A 16310-nucleotide genomic window follows, 5' to 3' on the forward strand; every position below is an offset into this window, starting at 1 on the left:
TTTATGCAAAGGTGGATGTTGAGAATGAAAACAATTGACCAAATTATTGAATTTTTAAAGAGTATCGGAGTAGACGCAGAAAAGGTTTATAGGAATCCAAAGGAGACATACTAGTTTATGGAAAGTGTAAAACAACTTAAAACATATATAGAAAATAATAATTTTAACTTACATGAAATATCTAATGAATTGAATGAATGGAAAAATAGCTTAATCATATATAACTTTGCTTTAGACGAGATCAATACAAAATTAAAGATTTTAAATGAAGAATTTCAGTTTATTCATAACCATAATCCGATTGAACACATTAAATCACGAATTAAGGATCCAAAAGGCATCATGCAAAAACTTCATCGGAAAGGGCATCCTATTACAATCGAAAATGCGAAGAAATATATACATGATATTGCGGGTGTCCGTATTACTTGTTCCTTTATTTCGGATATTTATGAAATTTATAATATAATTGAGAAACAAGATGATATTAAGGTAATACAAGTAAAGGATTATATTCAAAATCCAAAACCAAACGGATACAAAAGTTTACATTTGATCATAAGTATTCCTGTCTTCTTAAGCACAGGCATGCAAGAAGTATTGGTAGAAATTCAAATCAGAACGATTGCGATGGATTTTTGGGCAAGCTTAGAACATAAAACATATTATAAATTTGATAAATCTGTGCCCGCACATTTACTTAGTGAATTAAAAGACGCTGCTGATGCAGCCCATGAATTAGATGTGAAAATGAAGAAAATTAAAGATAGTGTCGATATATTCCAAACAATAGGGAAAAATCAGACGTTAATATAATTGGCAGGGGCTTCGTTGTGCGAGGAGCTCCTTTTTTTGAGCAAAATAGAGCTAAAATCATTAAATATTCTTCAATCATTACTAACTCTGGAGCTATCAAAAATATAATCATTCCCAATAAATAAGGTTTCATATCAATTTTTCAGTAAATAATTTATAATAAAAGGACATATTTTAAGGTTAGATGTAATTCGTCTAACTTTTGCTTAAAAAGGAGAACGAAATGAAAGATCAGCTATTTTGGAATACATTTAAACCATTTATACAACAAAACTGGGGGAAAGCAGATTTTAAACAAGCAACATCTATCCAAGAACAATCGATTCCACTTATATTAGAGGGGAAAGATGTTATTGCTGAATCCCCAACAGGAACGGGGAAAACACTGGCGTATTTATTACCGGTTTTAAATAAAATGGATGCAGAATCAAAGAATATTCAAGCGATTTGTCTTGCTTCCTCTCAAGAGCTTGTCATGCAAATTTTAGCGGAAGTGCAGAAATGGGGAGAGGGTAGTGGAATTCGAGCTGCCTCTTTTATTGGAGGCGCAAATGTAAAAAGACAGTTGGAGAAGCTTAAAAAACATCCGCATCTTGTAATTTGTACACCAGGGAGAGCACTGGAGTTAATTAAGCAGAAAAAATTGAAAATGCATGAAGTAAAAACCGTTGTTTTAGATGAAGCGGATCAATTATTGGTAGCGGAGCATATAGAATCCGTTCGACAAATAATTAAAGCCACTTTAAAGGAAAGACAAGTTGTCTTGTTTTCTGCGACATTACCGAAACAGACAGAGCTTATTGCAAATGAGCTTGTTCAAGATGCGGAAATTATTCGCATAAAGAAAGATAAAGTAATTGAAGCAGCAGAAGTAGAGCATATTTATTTTCAAGCAGAATATCGCGATAAAGTAAAACTATTAGAGCCAATCTCTCGTTTGAAAAACGCAAAGATTCTTGTGTTCGTAAAAGATATTGGTAATTTAAGTGTTATTCATGAAAAATTAACCTATAAAAAAATTCAAACAAGCATTTTGCACTCTGATTTGAATAAAATGGAGCGTCAAAAGTCATTAAATGATTTCCGAGAAGGAAAGAGAAATATGCTACTAGCAACAGATGTGGCAGCAAGAGGACTTGATATTCAACATATCACACATGTTGTTCATTATGATTTAGCAACAAATCAAACACAGTATATACACCGTTCCGGTAGAACGGGTAGATTTGGTGCATCCGGAGTAGTTGTTAGTTTAGTGACGGAAAGAGAAGAAAGAGAATTGAAACAGATGGCTAAAAAGCTAAATCTAAATTTATCACGAAAAAACTTTTACCAAGGAGAAATGGTGGATTATAAAATAAGAACAAAAAAATAATAAGCCAATTGTTTTAAGCTGTCATCAACCTTAGAGAGTAGGTTAGACGACAGCTTTTTTATTTTGGATGGAAAAAAGCACCGTAAAAAGAAAACTGCTGGTAACAGCAACAAACTTTACGAAAATAGCCAAAAGAATAACAGGTGAAAATGAAAACAAAGATAAAAATGAAAACAAAGATAAAAATGAAAATATAGGCATAAAAATGGAGAAATTTCACAAGATAATACCATAAATAAACAAAGCACTTAAAGGAAGGGTTAAATGGTAACTTTTGCTTATCTATTAATATTTACATCTATGGGTGTTTTAACTGTTGGATTAGATATATTTGTGTTTCATGAAGGGATTATGAAATGTATAAAAAGAATATATGAAGCGGAAGTTGGTGCAGGTGCAATAACAATTGTATTTACCGCAATATTTGGCTTTGTGTGGTCTGTCATTGTCGATTTTCGATTATGGAAAAATAAAAAACAGGGTAAGCAGAAGACCCAAGGATGAAGTTTATCCCACTCTTAACGGACAGTATGACTCCTCCCTCAAGCTTATGAGAAGAATACGAGGAAGATAAGTGGTAGATCCACTCTGCCTGTATAGGTCCGATTGGTTGAACTAACCATCAGTGGGGGAAGGAGAACCCCCACTGATGGAAGTTTCACTTTATGATTTAAACCCATTGTATACTAATAAGTCATTCTAGTTTAACCGATCTTGAACAGTCTTGAAAGCAAGCAGAAAAAAGTTTCTTTCATGGGATGAAGGTATACATATCAAGATGGTATTTAGTTTGTAGACAAAGGAACCAAGGCGTTTGCGCTTTTCTAAAAAGGAAGGTATGACAGCATGTTAAAGGAAAACATTTCGTTAACTCAATTGGCGGCAGTTGTTTTTAATTTCCATATTGGAAGTACGATTGTAATAGGCCTTGGTTTAAAAGCAAAAGAGGATGCATGGATTGCTCTACTAATTGCTTTAGGGCTAGGAATCATTATCACTATGTTTTTTATCTTTATGATATCTTTAGCACCTGGGAAAAATTTATTTGAAATGTTTGAGTATTGCTTTAATCGACCGATTGCGAAGGGGCTTAGCATCGTTTATGCTGTTTATTTTTTTTATTATGGCTGTCGAATCATTCGGGACTTTGGAGAATTAATTGCCAGTACTGTTCTTCCTTTAACACCAATTGAAGTTTCAACCATAATACTAGTGTTAGTAATGGGCTATATATTGTATATGGGATTGGAGGTTCTTGCGAGAACAGCTGAAATCTTCACTCCGTATGCATTTGTGTTTATAATGCTTTTATTTATTTTCTTGTATGCTGGCGGAAATCTTGATTTCTCTAATATCCGGCCAGTGTTAGCAGGGGGATTCAAGCCTATATGGAGTGCTATTTTTCCATATGAAATTGTCCGGCCATATGGACAATTGCTGGTTTTGACCTACATAGTTAGCAGTGTATCTAATGCTAAATATAGCAAAAGAATAATTATTTATAGTGTGCTTATTTCAAGCCTTTTATTGCTGCTTTCATCGTTAATGATTATTTTGTCTTTAGGACATGATATTGGTTTGCGCTCCAATTTTCCTTTATTAAGTGCAGCCCGGCTCGTTTCAATCGGTAATTTCCTACAAAGAATTGATGCAATTGTCGTTTTCTGTATGATGTTAGGAACTCTCGTAAAAAGCTGTATTTATATTTATGGGGGATTAAAAGCTTTAGAATATGTTTTTAATCAGACGTTTCGATATTTTGCGATTCCGATGGTTTGTATTGTAGGCGTTTTTACAACATTAATTGCACGGAATTATACAGATCATCTAAATGAAGGGTTGCAGTCTAATCCTTTCCTATTACATATTCCTTTGCAGTTCGGATTACCAGTGCTGATGGTATTTATTATGTTAATAAAACATCGGAACAAGACTAGCTCTAAGAAAAAGATGACTAGTAAGTATACCGAACAAGGTTCTTAAAAAGTTATGTAATGAAAGATAAAAGATAATGTCAGAGTGAAGGAATGTTTATCTTCCTCCAATTAAAATAGCAGGTAAACAAGATAACTTAAAGTTATATGTAAATTAATCCGATAAGGTGCTGAAATGATTATGTTGACAGAAAAACTATCTTTAACCCAAATATTTACGATGATTATAAATTTCCTTCTTGGAAGTTCAATCGTAGTCGGTGTGGGAATTGATGCTAAAAGGGATGCGTGGCTCGTTGTCTTAATCGGAATGTTTATCGGCTTAATTATTATGAGTTTTTATCTTTATTTAATGTCATTGCTACCTGGAAAAAATATATATCAGATAATTGAATATTGTTTTTCTAGAAAGGTCGCTGTTTTATTTGCGCTCGTTTATTTAAGCTATTTTATCTATATTTCTTCAAGAGTAATTAGAGACTTTGGGGAATTAATTACTTCAGCTATTCTTCCAGCAACACCTATAGAATTCACCATTTTAATGCTAATGTTAGTTATTGGCTATATTTTATATCTAGGCATAGAGGTGCTGGGGAGGACAGCGGAAATATTTAGCCCTTATATGTTTGTATTTATATTATTACTGTTCATCTTTTTATACGCAGGAGAGAAAATTAATCTTACTAATGTACAACCAATTCTTAGCAGTGGAATTAAACCAATCCTTAAATCGGCTATTCCGTCTATCATTGCCTTCCCTTATGGTGAGCTAATCGCATTTACTGTTATTTTTGCCCACATAGGGGACTTTAAGATAACTAGGAGGGTATGTTTAATCAGTGTATTTGTAGCAAGCTTAATCTTATTGTCTTCTGTATTTCTCATCATTGCTACTTTAGGAGAAAATACAGCAGCTCGCGCCAATTTTCCATTATTGATTGCTGCAAGGCTTGTTAGTATTGGAGAATTTCTTGAAAGAATAGACGTGTTAGTTGTGTTTATTATGATGTTAGGGATACTAATTAAAAGTTCTGTGTTTTTATATGGTGGCTTAAAAGGAATTGAGTATATTTTTAAAATTCCTTATCGCTATTTTGCGATGCCAGTTTCCTGTATTGTAGCGATGTTTTCTATCTTTATTACACTAGATTTTTCCGATCACCTTGTAGAAGGACTAAATGTCGATTTATTCATTTTGCATGTTCCGCTTGAATTTATGATTCCTATTTCAATCACGTCTATAGTACTAGTGAAAAAATGGAAAAAACAAAGGAATGAAGAAAGGGGGCTAAAGGTATGAATTATTTTAAAAAATTAATGTCTATTAATAGCAAAAAAGAAATTCCCTCCAATGTCGTTCCGACCAAAGCAAAGGAAATAGGCATAGATCATCTGACCTTTGAAGCATTAAAAGAGATAATCAATGAAAACTTTGGCAATACTACTGATTTGCAGTCTGATGTGATTCGAGTAGGGAAAAGTGAAGGGTGTATTTATTATTTAGAAACAGTAGTGAATACAGAAATGTTAAAAGAAATGTTAGGAAATACATTAGAGAATTCAGCAGATAAAGATATTGTTATCGCTACAGTGGACGATTTGCAGGAGTTAAGTAAAAAAAGTTTTGGTGTTTCTGGTTATAAATTATTGAAGACAGTTAATCATATCGTTTCATCTATTTTGGAAGGTCGCATTGTTATTGTTTTTAGAGGGGTTGGGCAGGCGCTTAGTTTAAATTATATCAACAGTGAAGGAAGAGCAGTAGCTGAGCCTACTACACAAACAGTAGTAAGGGGACCAAAGGACTCTTTTGTAGAGGATGCGTCGACAAATATAAACTTAATAAGAAAAAGAATAAAAAATCATCACTTGCGTTTTGAAAAATTTATGATAGGAAACGAAACACGTACAAATGTATACATGGGCTATATGTATTCCATTGCAAATGAAAAAATAGTGGCGGAAGTTCGAGCGCGATTAAATAAAATTGACATTTCTGCTGTGTTTGAGTCTGCAAATATCGAGGAACTGATTGTTGATAAAAGTTTTACTGTTTTTCCACTAGCCATGAATACAGAGCGTCCAGATGCAGTAGCGACTTATTTAATGGACGCAAAGATTGCCATTATCATTGATGGATCGCCGTTTGTATTAGTTGTTCCAGCAGTACTTACTGATTTCTTTACTTCTCCGGAAGATAACTATCAAAACTATTTTATGAGCAGTTTTGTTCGTTTAATTCGATATATATCTTTTATGATTGGGTTAATCATGCCTTCTGCGTATGTTGGTGTTTTAACTTTTCATCCAGAGCTTTTACCAACTACTTTGTTATTAAGTGTTATTGCACAACGGGAGAATGTTCCTTTTCCCGCCGTAGTCGAAGTCTTTATTATGGAGATAACCTTTGAAATTCTAAGAGAAGCAGGGGTAAGGATGCCACGGGCTGTTGGTCAAACGGTTTCTATTGTTGGAGCATTGGTTATAGGACAGGCAGCGGCTGAAGCGGGGATTATTTCCAATATTATGGTTATCATTGTTGCGATTACTGCGATTGCTAATTTTGTTTTTCCCAATTATAATTTCGCAAACGCATCGAGACTCATTCGATTTGTGCTGATCATTGTAGCTTCTATATTAGGTCTATACGGTGTACTTTTAATACTAGTATTCATGGTTGCACACTTAAGTTCATTGCGTTCCTTCGGAGTTCCTTATTTAGCACCAGTAGCTCCATTTATCATAGAAGATCAAAAAGATGTATTTGTCCGCTTTCCACTATGGTCCATTAGTAAGCGTCCATCTTATTTAAGCCCAAATATAAAGAATAAGCAAAAGCCGCAAGGATCACCATCTCCTCCTAAACCAGAAAGTGGGAAGAAACAGTGAAAAAAATTGGCGTCTTTCTATGTATACTAAATTGTTTATTTTTACTAACTGGCTGTTGGGATAGAAAGGAATTGGCAGAAATTAAATTAGTAGCAGGGATGGCCATTGATAAAGGAGAAGATGCCAAATACAAAGTGACAGTAGAGGCGTTGAATGAGAAGGAATTAAATACCCAGTATGCATCTGGAAATGCGGCTACAATAGTAGAAGGAATTGAGGGAAACTCTATTTCAGAGATAACGCACCTTTTTAATGAATACTTTGCCGAGTTTTTAATTTATTCCCATATGAAACTGCTAGTAATCAGTGAAGAAGTAGCAAGTGCAGGTATGCTTGATTTTATTGATTTTCTGGAAAGAAATAGAGAAATACGGGATGATTTTAACATTATCATTGCAAAAGATGGAAAAGCAGAAGATATTTTAAAAATATCTGCCCATTATCGAAAAGCCTCTTCTCTAAAGATATCTCCTCAATTAGATCATTTATTGGAGGATTGGGGGGGAGATCCTAAGATGAGCATCATTAATTTTATCTCAGAACTTACCCTAGAAGGGAAAGAGCCAGTTTTAGCGGCTGTCCGCTTAAAAGGAGATAAGGAAAAGGGAAAGAGTATGGAAAATATCATGCAGGTTACTCCTGATGCAATTGTAGTTGTAGATTCATTAGCGATATTTAAAGATGGGAAATTGGTTGGATTTCTTAGCATGGAGGATTCAAGAAACTATTTATGGATTCGAAATGATTTAAAGACTACATCTTTGTCTGTTGAATGCCAAAAAGGAGACTATAGTTCCGTTCGTGTTACCGAATCAAAAACAGAAGTCACTTCTAAATGGAAAAATAATAAACCTGATATTCATGTGAAAATAAAGGCAGAAGGGTATCTTGAAGGAACACAATGTTATAAAAGTGTAGATAAGCTAGGAACAATTGAGAAATATGAAAAATTAGTAAATGATACTTTTTCTCAAAAAATTAAGGATACGATTTCAAATGTACAGAAACAATATCAAGCCGATATCTTTGGTTTTGGAGAAGTGATGAGAAGACAGGATTACCATTCATTTATGAAAGTAAAGGATAATTGGGGAGAAGAATTTTCGAATGCAGATGTAAAAGTAGATGTAGATTTTGTTCTAAGAAGGTCTGGTATACGTTCTAAAAGCTTCTTGACGGAAACAGAAAAATAAAGCAAAGAAAAAACTGTTCAACTTGAACGGTTTTTTCTTTGTATTTGGCTGTTTTCGTAAAGTTTGTTGCTCCATTTTTCCAACTAATTCTTTTTTTCTATTGAAAAAATAACAATCCTTTAGAAAAACTCTCATGGCGGCGTTACCCGCCGCCACCGTCTATCATGAAAACTTGCTCCTATCCCATGATAGAAAGTCTAAACCACTTAACACCTGACCATAATTAATAGTACAATACGACCAGTCCGAAGACTGTTTGGTGGATCAATACAAGTTGATACCCCGTTAGAAAAACTGGTTGTGACAGTTTAAAAGAACCGTCTAATGTGTTTATAAACACGAATACAAAAATTTTGTATGATGACTTCTGTCGCTTGTATTGTATTAAAAATCTTTGAGGTGATTATATGGAAGCTATGATTGAACGGTGTGCAGGCCTAGATGTACACCAAGAAACAGTAGTTGCTTGTGTTTTATTTGGTTCATTAGATAAAAAACCAAATAAAGAGATTCAAACCTTTCCAACAACCACAAGTGGCCTTTTGGCACTTAGCGACTGGCTATCCTCACACAAAATAACGGATGCTGTAATGGAAAGTACCGGTGTATATTGGAAGCCCGTTTGGAATGTTATAGAATGTGACTTCCAATTAATCCTCGCCAATGCCCAACATGTTAAAAATGTTCCCGGAAGGAAAACAGACGTAAAAGATGCGGAGTGGTTAGCTAAACTTTTGCGTTCTGGACTAATTGAAAAAAATTTTGTACCGCCCAAAGAAATTCGTGATTTGCGAGATTTAACCCGGTATCGTAAAAAACTCATCCATACACGAACTTCTGAGCGCAATCGAATCCACAAAATTCTACAGGATGCAAATATTAAACTAACTTCTGTTTTATCTGACATTTTTGGTGTCACTGGTTGTCGCATTATTGAAGCCCTAATAAACGGCGAAAAAATAGGTGTGTTTGAACTTCAACAAATGGTTGATTCAAGAGTTAAGGCGAGCACAACAGATATTGCAGAAGCCCTTAACGGTGGAATACGTAAACATCATATTGATATGTTACGTTTCCATTGGGACCATATCAATCACATCGATGAAACAATCGAAAAAGTAGTTGAACGCATAGACCAAGCGCTTATTCCTTATCAAGAGGAGTGCGAACTACTAGATACCATACCGGGTGTGGATAAAAATGCATCCGCAATCTTTATAGCTGAAATGGGTGTAGACATGTCAGTATTTAAAAGTTCTAAACATCTAGCCTCATGGGCTGGAGTGAGTCCAGGAAATTATGAGAGTGCCGGTAAAAAAAAAACAGGTAAAACTCAGTACGGAAACAAATCATTAAGAACCACCGCTGTTGAATGTTCCATGGCTACAGATAGACAGTATAATCGCATATCTGCACATAGAAAAAGAATTATGAAACGACAAGGAAAATCGAAAGCACGGATCGCTTCCGCTCATTTAATCCTAACAATTGCTTACAATATTTTAAAAACAAGGCAACCATATCAGGAACTAGGCCCTGATTATGTTGATCTCGAACAAAGTAAAGAACAAAAAATGATTCAATACTTAAAAAGGAAAGGGTATCGTATTGAACCCACTAATGAACAAATTGCTTAATGAATAACAAAAGCACTATATTTAATCATTCCTAGCCTTTTAAAAAAGTTCAAATTTAGAAGGTTCAGCTTAGTGTTGCCTTTTACCTAAAGAGTTTTCATACAAACAGCCTTGTATTTTTAGGATTAGTCCTTACTAAGACTAAAGTTGTAGAGGAAAATCAAGCTAAGGCATGTTATGAAAAAAACGTCAAGAAGGTAACATAGTAGATAAGAAAGGAGCGAAACACAAAATGAAAAAATTTGGTTTATTTCTTATCGGGGCAACAGCCTCTATCATCCTTTTATCACAGATAGGTCCAATGTTAGGTTTAGTTATTAGTGCAGCGATTCTCTATTTTGCCTTTAAGCAATACACAAAAGCAACAAGCACATCAGGTAAGATAGGATGGGGGACAGCAGGAGTTATCATGCTGATCATAACTGCAAGTAACCTGCCAGCCATTATTGGATTAGCAGCAGCATATGTATTGTATCTTGTTTATAAAAAATGGAACAACAAACAAACTATTATTACAAAAAAATCATCTGATGACCCTTTTCAAAACTTTGAAAAGCAATGGTCAGAACTAAATAAATAAGGAGAGGGTAACATGACAAATTTATTAGAAAGAATAAAAAATACAGTAATGGCAGACATTAATCATTTATTAGATAAGAAGGAAGACAAAAATCCACTTGCTCTTTTGAATCAATACGTAAGAGAATGTGAAAAAGAAACAGATAAAGTAAAAAAACTGTTGGAAAGACAATATAAATTAAAAGAAGAATTTTCTAAAGAATTACACCAAGCTGAAGAAATGGCAGAGAAAAGAAAAAGACAGGCTGAGGTTGCAAGCAAAGCTGGTGAAGAGGAACTTTCTGCATATGCCCAACAGGAACAAGCTCATTTTGAAGAAAGAGTAGTACGTTTAGCAGAATCACTAAAAAATACAGAGCAGCAATTGCGTGAAATAGAAACAAAATATATGGACATGAAGCATAAATTAAAAGATATGAAAATACGTCAAATGGAGCTAATGGCAAAAGAAAATATAACAAAAGCACACCATACGATGAATAAAGTTTTAGAAGAAAAACAAGTAAATCCAACAAATCAAGCACGCTTTAACGAAATGGAACAATATATAGATAAGTTAGAAGAAAAAATAAATACAGAATACTTTAAACAAACAATGGATGAAAAACTAGCAGCATTAGAGAAAAATCAGTTAAAAAAAGAAGATGACTCCATTTCCTTATAAAAAAATGGTATTCTAAAAGGGGCTGTAAACAAGTAAAGGTCAGCCCTTTTTACTGATGATACTAACAAAAATATAAAAACTCGTTGAACTAGTTATAGATAGGTTGATTTCGACTTCAGGATGCACGACTCGCGGGACTTGCGGTGAGCAGAGATCTTGCACTCCAATCAATCTGTAACAATGAGGTTAATCCTTACCACCAACTAGAAAAGAAGGGAGAGAATAGCCAATGTTTAAACAATTAAAAGATAATTATGCAAATTGGGTTTATGTTGTTGGGGGATTTTTGCTATTAGAAATCTTCGTCTTTAATCCAGGACTAATCTTTTCCCTTCTTGTTTCAATTGGCATGATCTATATAGCTAAGAAATCATTGAAAGGCGGAGCCGGAAAAATCCTTTTCTGGATTGGTCTCCTGCTTTTAATCGTTAGTGTTCTAAATATGGTTACAGTGAAGATTATATTATTATCAATCCTTGCCTATTATATTTTTCAATTATTTCAAAAAAAGAATACGACCGATATTATCAAGCCAATCATACGGGATAAGGAAACAGTAACACATACAGAAGAACCAATCTTAAAGAAAAAGGAAATATTTACTAATTCCTTTTATAATCGTAATGTCACACCAGATCATGTATATGAGTGGAATGATATAAACATTCAGTGTGGAATAACGAATACAACGGTAGATCTTAGCTATACTGTTTTACCAGAGGGAGAAACAGTCATTATGATAAAGAATATTGTAGGCGATGTAAAGGTATATATTCCCTATGATATGGAAGTCAGCATCAATCACTCTATTTTATTTGGTTCCTATCATATATTTGGAGAAGCAGAAGAGAATGTATGGAATCAAAATGTAAGCATTCGGACTGCTGATTTTGATCAGGCGGAAACAAGAGTGAAGATTTTTACCTCTTTTATAGCTGGTAACTTAGAGGTGAAAAGAATATGAGTATTATCACGAGACAAATTTTGTGGGGAGTCTGTACATCCCTTTTTTTACTTGTATTCTTTTCCATTAGCTATTTAGTTGTTTTTCCGCCTGCAAACTGGAGTGCTTTATGGAAAAAAGAAGTAATGGATGTTCCGTTTGGTTTATTTTTAATAAGTGTCGATATTACACTAGGTATCTTAATTGGTTATTTATCAGGGGTTTCCTGGAAAAAACAAATTCGTTCCATTGAAAAAACATTACATACAATGGATAAAATGGAGTATTATCCAGTCCAACCAATTGGCTCAACAGAGGAGCTCCAATCATTAAGCTATCGAATTATTCAACTACAAAATCAGTTAGTAGAACAAACCAAACTCTCTCAAAAACTCGTCAATGAGAAAGCAGAGGATCAAGAAGTGAAGGTTCAAAGTATTATTATTGCAGAGCGTAATCGTTTAGCAAGAGAACTACATGATTCCGTTAGTCAACAATTATTTGCTGCCTCCATGTTATTATCAGCAATTAATGAAACAAGGCCGAAAACGAATGATCAAGAGTCCAAGCAATTACAGCTAGTGGAGGAAACCATCCAACAGTCTCAATTAGAAATGAGGGCGTTATTGCTTCATTTACGGCCAGCCGCATTAAAAGGAAAATCTTTAAAAACAGGGATAATTGAATTATTACATGAATTGCAGCAAAAAGTATCCTTGGAAATAGAAATGAAATTAGAAGATATTGATTTGGATAAAGGGATTGAAGATCACCTTTTTCGGATTCTGCAGGAATCAGTATCCAACACATTAAGGCATGCGAAAGCAAATTCTTTAGAAATCCAGCTTATTCAGCGAGAGGCATTTGTCATCTTACGAATTATCGATGATGGTGTCGGCTTTAATGTAGACAAAAGAAAAGCGGGGTCTTACGGTCTGCAAAATATGCACGAAAGAGCAGCTGAGATTGGTGGAGTATTAAAATTAATTAGCTTGGAAAATAAAGGTACACGATTAGAAGTGAAAGTTCCAATTTTGGAAAGAGAGGAGGATACAAATGATTAGGGTATTACTAGTTGATGATCATGAAATGGTACGAATAGGGGTGTCGTCTTATTTATCCGCACAAACAGATATCGAAGTGGTCGGAGAAGCAGAAAATGGCAGCAGGGCAGTGGAGCTTGCTCTCGAATTAAAACCAGATGTGATTTTGATGGATTTAGTTATGGACGAAATGGATGGAATAGAAGCAACACAGAAAATTGTAGAAGCATGGGATGAAGCAAAAATTATAATTGTTACTAGTTTTCTTGATGATGAGAAGGTCTATCCTGCTTTACAGGCTGGTGCTACAAGCTATATGCTGAAAACATCGAAAGCAAGTGAAATAGCAAGAGCTGTACGAGAAACATTTCAAGGGCAAATAGTGTTAGAACCAGAAGTAACCGATAAAATGATGTCCAAAATGAGAGAAAAGAAATCTACCCCTCTACATGAGGAGTTAACTGCAAGAGAAATGGAGATTCTGTTATTAATGGCAGAGGGGAAAAGCAATCAGGAAATTGCAGACCAATTATTTATTGCCCTAAAAACAGTAAAAACGCATGTCAGCAATATACTAAGTAAATTGCAAGTGCAGGATCGTACCCAAGCTGTTATCTATGCATTTAAGCATTCTCTTGTAGAATAATAAAGACTAGTAAATCCCTTATATACGTGAATAAATCCCTTAATCAAACGTTTAATTAAGACATTTCTCTCTTCTATAGAGAAAAAGACAATCAAGGAAAATATTTTTCGGACTTGTCTCATATGATGATAAAGAAGAGAAAAATAAACACACATCTTTTACTTACATGCTTGTGGAAGATAGATTGAGGGAGAGATTCATGAGTTCATTTTATAAAGGGACCTTCTTATTAATTATCACAGCGTTTTTTGGCGAATGTATTGAATTCATTATTAATATGATAATGGCAAGGGAACTTGGAGAACACGGGTTAGGTTTATTTATGACCGTATTGCCTACTATCTTTCTCATTGTGCTGCTTGCTACCTTCGAATTGCCAACATCTATTTCGAAATTTATTGCGGAGAAAGATTCAAAGCATCATTTGTCGATGCTCCAACAAGTTTTAAAGTGGACCATCATCTTTACTATTTTTCTAACAATCATCGCATCTATCATCATACCTTTTATCCCTATTTTTAATTCCTATCATCCACTTTTAAAGTGGTTAGTCATTCTCCTATTGCCGATTATTTCCTTTACTTCTATTGCAAGAGGTTATTTCATGGGAAAACAGCAGATGGGGAAAATTGCAGCTTCTAACTTTCTCAAAAAAATTATCCAGTTAGGATTATTAGTCTTTTTGTTTCAGTGGTTTTCATTTGATTTAAATACCTCTGTATTGATTGCCTTTTTTACCATTGTCGGAAGTGATACAGTCGTATTATTGTACTTATTGCATATGTTTTTCGTTCAATATCAGCGGATTAAAAAAGGAAAAAATGAAAGCATGAGTGGCAAGGTTATTTGGAAGGATTTGTTATCTGTATCTATTCCGACAACAGGCCTTCGAATATTTCATGCTCTAACCCATGCCGTTCATCCCTTCTTAATTAAAGGGGCACTTGTAGCGTCAGGAATTACAGCTGCGAATGCAACGGAACAGTATGGAATGCTCGCCGGAATAGCGATGACAATTGGTTTTTTCCCAGCTTTTATATCCCATAGCTTTATGACGATGCTAATACCGACCGTTTCTAAGGCATATGTACAAAGGGATTATACAAAACTACAAAAATTACTGCAGCAAGTGATGATTATAACTGCAATTTATGGAACCATAGCTGTAGGAATTTTCTATTTTTACGCAGATACACTTACGATGACCTTTTTTCATTCTAGCCAGGCTGCGATAATTGTTCAGCTTTTATGGCCCTATTTTTTATTGCATTACTTCACGATCCCAATGCAAGCGTACTTAATTGGCTTAGGCTTGTTAAAGGATGCGGTTTTTCACAGTGTTTGGTCAACGACTTTCTCTTACGCAGCCATTTACTATTTAGGATCTTTAAGTCAGCTGCAAATGAGTGGAATTGCAATTGGGATGAATTTAGGAGCAGTTATTTTAGCATCGCTGCATTATTTAACGATATGTAAAAAGATAGGGATTTCAATCTGGTTGACACCAGTAAATAAATTTCATTAAAAAATTTTAAAAAAAGTGTAGGGATTCAGACGTTCTCAAACGTTTATTAAGTAGAATGGTAAAACCGGGAAGGGGAAAAGAAAGAAAATGGAATCCCTAATAGATAAAAAATATTTAGAGGAAAATCAAGAGGCGTTATTTGAAGAAGTAGTGAAAGAATACGGAAAATCAATCTATATTTATATATTATCACTAGTTAAACACAAAGAACTTGCAGAGGATTTGTATCAAGAAGTACTGATTTCAGCTTACACCTCTTTTGGAAGTTTTGAGGATTTTCAAAAAGTGAAAAGCTGGTTATATAAAATTGCCCTTAATAAATGTAGAGACTATTGGAGAAAAGAGAAAACATCTAAGAAATTTTGGGAAGAATCTGTCTATACATACGCAAGAGATACTTCTGTTGCTTTGGAACCAGAGGAAACGCTCTTAAGTAAATGTGAGAAAGAAGAAATGATTGATACATTAGAAGAGTTACCAAACATGTATAAAGAGCCTTTACTACTTTTCTATTATCATAATCAAACATTAGTAGAAATTAGTAATCATACAAAAACCCCATTATCCACAGTAAAAACAAGAATGAAACGGGCGAAGGATCAATTGAAGCCAAAGGTCATGAATAAAAAAATTGCTTATTTATAAGCAGAAAACTTTAATCAGTGGAGATATTTTTCATCCCCACTGATTTGATATTGCTTTATTAGTCACTAGGTAAGTTTCCTCACCCGATAGTAATAGACTTATGTTTCTTACTAGCTATTTCTCTGTTTGTTATAATAATTCACTGAATACATGGCGCCTTCATTTACCATGTTGTTGTCGCCTATATCATCTGGAGCGGGATTTCCTGCTTTAGAAAGTAAATCCTCTTTTTGCGTAGAATTGAATCTATCTTTAACGCGATTAAACATCTCTTTTCCTTTAGATGTAAAAAGGAAAAAGCTTCCCACTCCTGCTCCAACAATTGCAAAGGTGCGCATTGAATTTTTTCCAAACATGAGAGAATCCCTCCTATTTATTCCTTCTCGTTTCATTCTATTTTTTATTTACCCTATTTTTAAGT

Annotated in this window: 16 protein-coding genes; 15 read left to right on the plus strand and 1 reads right to left on the minus strand. The window is 34.3% G+C overall.

Annotated elements, in window-relative coordinates; translation table 11 throughout:
- Positions 1 to 117 precede the first annotated feature (117 nt).
- The 15 genes from HHU08_RS03995 (at position 118) to HHU08_RS04070 (ending at position 15889) form a co-directional block, all read left to right on the plus strand.
- Positions 118 to 816, plus strand: a complete 699-nt coding sequence (locus tag HHU08_RS03995; protein WP_169187850.1) for a GTP pyrophosphokinase — start codon at positions 118 to 120, stop codon at positions 814 to 816.
- Positions 817 to 1039: 223 nt separating this feature from the next.
- Positions 1040 to 2191 (plus strand): DEAD/DEAH box helicase, encoded by a 1152-nt coding sequence (locus HHU08_RS04000; protein ID WP_016202263.1) that lies wholly within the window; start codon positions 1040 to 1042, stop codon positions 2189 to 2191.
- 264 nt (positions 2192 to 2455) lie between these two features.
- Entirely contained in the window at positions 2456 to 2695 is a 240-nt protein-coding gene (locus HHU08_RS04010; protein ID WP_016202264.1) for a hypothetical protein, read from the plus strand.
- Between the two features lie 342 nt (positions 2696 to 3037).
- On the plus strand, positions 3038 to 4174 hold the full coding sequence (locus HHU08_RS04015; protein ID WP_169187852.1) for a GerAB/ArcD/ProY family transporter: 1137 nt from the start codon (positions 3038 to 3040) through the stop codon (positions 4172 to 4174).
- 126 nt (positions 4175 to 4300) lie between these two features.
- Entirely contained in the window at positions 4301 to 5425 is a 1125-nt protein-coding gene (locus HHU08_RS04020; protein WP_224428034.1) for a GerAB/ArcD/ProY family transporter, read from the plus strand.
- Positions 5422 to 7014, plus strand: a complete 1593-nt coding sequence (locus HHU08_RS04025; protein WP_169187853.1) for a spore germination protein — start codon at positions 5422 to 5424, stop codon at positions 7012 to 7014. The genes HHU08_RS04020 and HHU08_RS04025 overlap by 4 nt, the downstream gene beginning before the upstream one ends.
- Entirely contained in the window at positions 7011 to 8207 is a 1197-nt protein-coding gene (locus HHU08_RS04030) for a Ger(x)C family spore germination protein (protein ID WP_169187854.1), read from the plus strand. Before HHU08_RS04025 ends, HHU08_RS04030 begins: the two co-directional genes overlap by 4 nt.
- Positions 8208 to 8614: 407 nt before the next feature.
- Positions 8615 to 9844 carry an IS110 family RNA-guided transposase gene (locus tag HHU08_RS04035; protein ID WP_100525939.1) on the plus strand — a complete coding sequence of 410 codons (1230 nt, stop codon included), beginning with the start codon at positions 8615 to 8617 and terminating at the stop codon, positions 9842 to 9844.
- A gap of 232 nt (positions 9845 to 10076) precedes the next feature.
- Positions 10077 to 10424 (plus strand): lmo0954 family membrane protein, encoded by a 348-nt coding sequence (locus HHU08_RS04040; RefSeq protein WP_101729681.1) that lies wholly within the window; start codon positions 10077 to 10079, stop codon positions 10422 to 10424.
- A 12-nt stretch (positions 10425 to 10436) separates the two neighbouring features.
- On the plus strand, positions 10437 to 11087 hold the full coding sequence (locus tag HHU08_RS04045; protein WP_016202269.1) for a PspA/IM30 family protein: 651 nt from the start codon (positions 10437 to 10439) through the stop codon (positions 11085 to 11087).
- 229 nt (positions 11088 to 11316) lie between these two features.
- The gene (liaF, locus tag HHU08_RS04050) at positions 11317 to 12051 is read left to right on the plus strand and encodes a cell wall-active antibiotics response protein LiaF (protein WP_169187855.1); all 735 of its coding nucleotides are present in this window, start codon (positions 11317 to 11319) and stop codon (positions 12049 to 12051) included.
- Complete coding sequence (locus HHU08_RS04055) at positions 12048 to 13094, plus strand: sensor histidine kinase (RefSeq protein WP_169187856.1); 1047 nt, start codon at positions 12048 to 12050, stop codon at positions 13092 to 13094. Before liaF ends, HHU08_RS04055 begins: the two co-directional genes overlap by 4 nt.
- Entirely contained in the window at positions 13087 to 13719 is a 633-nt protein-coding gene (locus tag HHU08_RS04060) for a response regulator (RefSeq protein WP_016202272.1), read from the plus strand. The genes HHU08_RS04055 and HHU08_RS04060 overlap by 8 nt, the downstream gene beginning before the upstream one ends.
- Before the next feature lie 199 nt (positions 13720 to 13918).
- A complete protein-coding gene (locus HHU08_RS04065) occupies positions 13919 to 15244 on the plus strand; it encodes an oligosaccharide flippase family protein (protein ID WP_169187857.1) in 1326 nt (441 codons plus the stop codon).
- A gap of 87 nt (positions 15245 to 15331) precedes the next feature.
- Positions 15332 to 15889 (plus strand): RNA polymerase sigma factor, encoded by a 558-nt coding sequence (locus HHU08_RS04070; protein WP_169187858.1) that lies wholly within the window; start codon positions 15332 to 15334, stop codon positions 15887 to 15889.
- A 110-nt stretch (positions 15890 to 15999) separates the two neighbouring features.
- Here the strand turns inward: HHU08_RS04070 and HHU08_RS04075 are convergent, their stop codons facing one another.
- Positions 16000 to 16245: a hypothetical protein gene (locus tag HHU08_RS04075; RefSeq protein WP_016202275.1), complete on the minus strand. Its 246-nt coding sequence runs from the start codon at positions 16243 to 16245 to the stop codon at positions 16000 to 16002.
- Positions 16246 to 16310: the final 65 nt, after the last annotated feature.

The sequence above is a fragment of the Niallia alba genome (assembly GCF_012933555.1).
In the GTDB taxonomy this organism is placed as follows: Bacteria; Bacillota; Bacilli; order Bacillales; family Cytobacillaceae; genus Niallia; species Niallia alba.

Excerpts from the sequence above, each read along its gene's own strand:
- HHU08_RS04000 (WP_016202263.1), top strand. The coding sequence starts at position 1,040 with ATGAAAGATCAGCTATTTTGGAATACATTTAAACCATTTATACAACAA.
- HHU08_RS04040 (WP_101729681.1), top strand. The coding sequence starts at position 10,077 with ATGAAAAAATTTGGTTTATTTCTTATCGGGGCAACAGCCTCTATCATC.
- HHU08_RS04070 (WP_169187858.1), top strand. The coding sequence starts at position 15,332 with ATGGAATCCCTAATAGATAAAAAATATTTAGAGGAAAATCAAGAGGCG.
- HHU08_RS04035 (WP_100525939.1), top strand. The coding sequence starts at position 8,615 with ATGGAAGCTATGATTGAACGGTGTGCAGGCCTAGATGTACACCAAGAA.
- HHU08_RS04025 (WP_169187853.1), top strand. The coding sequence starts at position 5,422 with ATGAATTATTTTAAAAAATTAATGTCTATTAATAGCAAAAAAGAAATT.
- HHU08_RS04060 (WP_016202272.1), top strand. The coding sequence starts at position 13,087 with ATGATTAGGGTATTACTAGTTGATGATCATGAAATGGTACGAATAGGG.
- HHU08_RS04065 (WP_169187857.1), top strand. The coding sequence starts at position 13,919 with ATGAGTTCATTTTATAAAGGGACCTTCTTATTAATTATCACAGCGTTT.
- HHU08_RS04045 (WP_016202269.1), top strand. The coding sequence starts at position 10,437 with ATGACAAATTTATTAGAAAGAATAAAAAATACAGTAATGGCAGACATT.
- HHU08_RS04010 (WP_016202264.1), top strand. The coding sequence starts at position 2,456 with ATGGTAACTTTTGCTTATCTATTAATATTTACATCTATGGGTGTTTTA.
- liaF (WP_169187855.1), top strand. The coding sequence starts at position 11,317 with ATGTTTAAACAATTAAAAGATAATTATGCAAATTGGGTTTATGTTGTT.
- HHU08_RS03995 (WP_169187850.1), top strand. The coding sequence starts at position 118 with ATGGAAAGTGTAAAACAACTTAAAACATATATAGAAAATAATAATTTT.
- HHU08_RS04015 (WP_169187852.1), top strand. The coding sequence starts at position 3,038 with ATGTTAAAGGAAAACATTTCGTTAACTCAATTGGCGGCAGTTGTTTTT.
- HHU08_RS04055 (WP_169187856.1), top strand. The coding sequence starts at position 12,048 with ATGAGTATTATCACGAGACAAATTTTGTGGGGAGTCTGTACATCCCTT.
- HHU08_RS04020 (WP_224428034.1), top strand. The coding sequence starts at position 4,301 with ATGATTATGTTGACAGAAAAACTATCTTTAACCCAAATATTTACGATG.
- HHU08_RS04075 (WP_016202275.1), bottom strand. The coding sequence starts at position 16,245 with ATGTTTGGAAAAAATTCAATGCGCACCTTTGCAATTGTTGGAGCAGGA.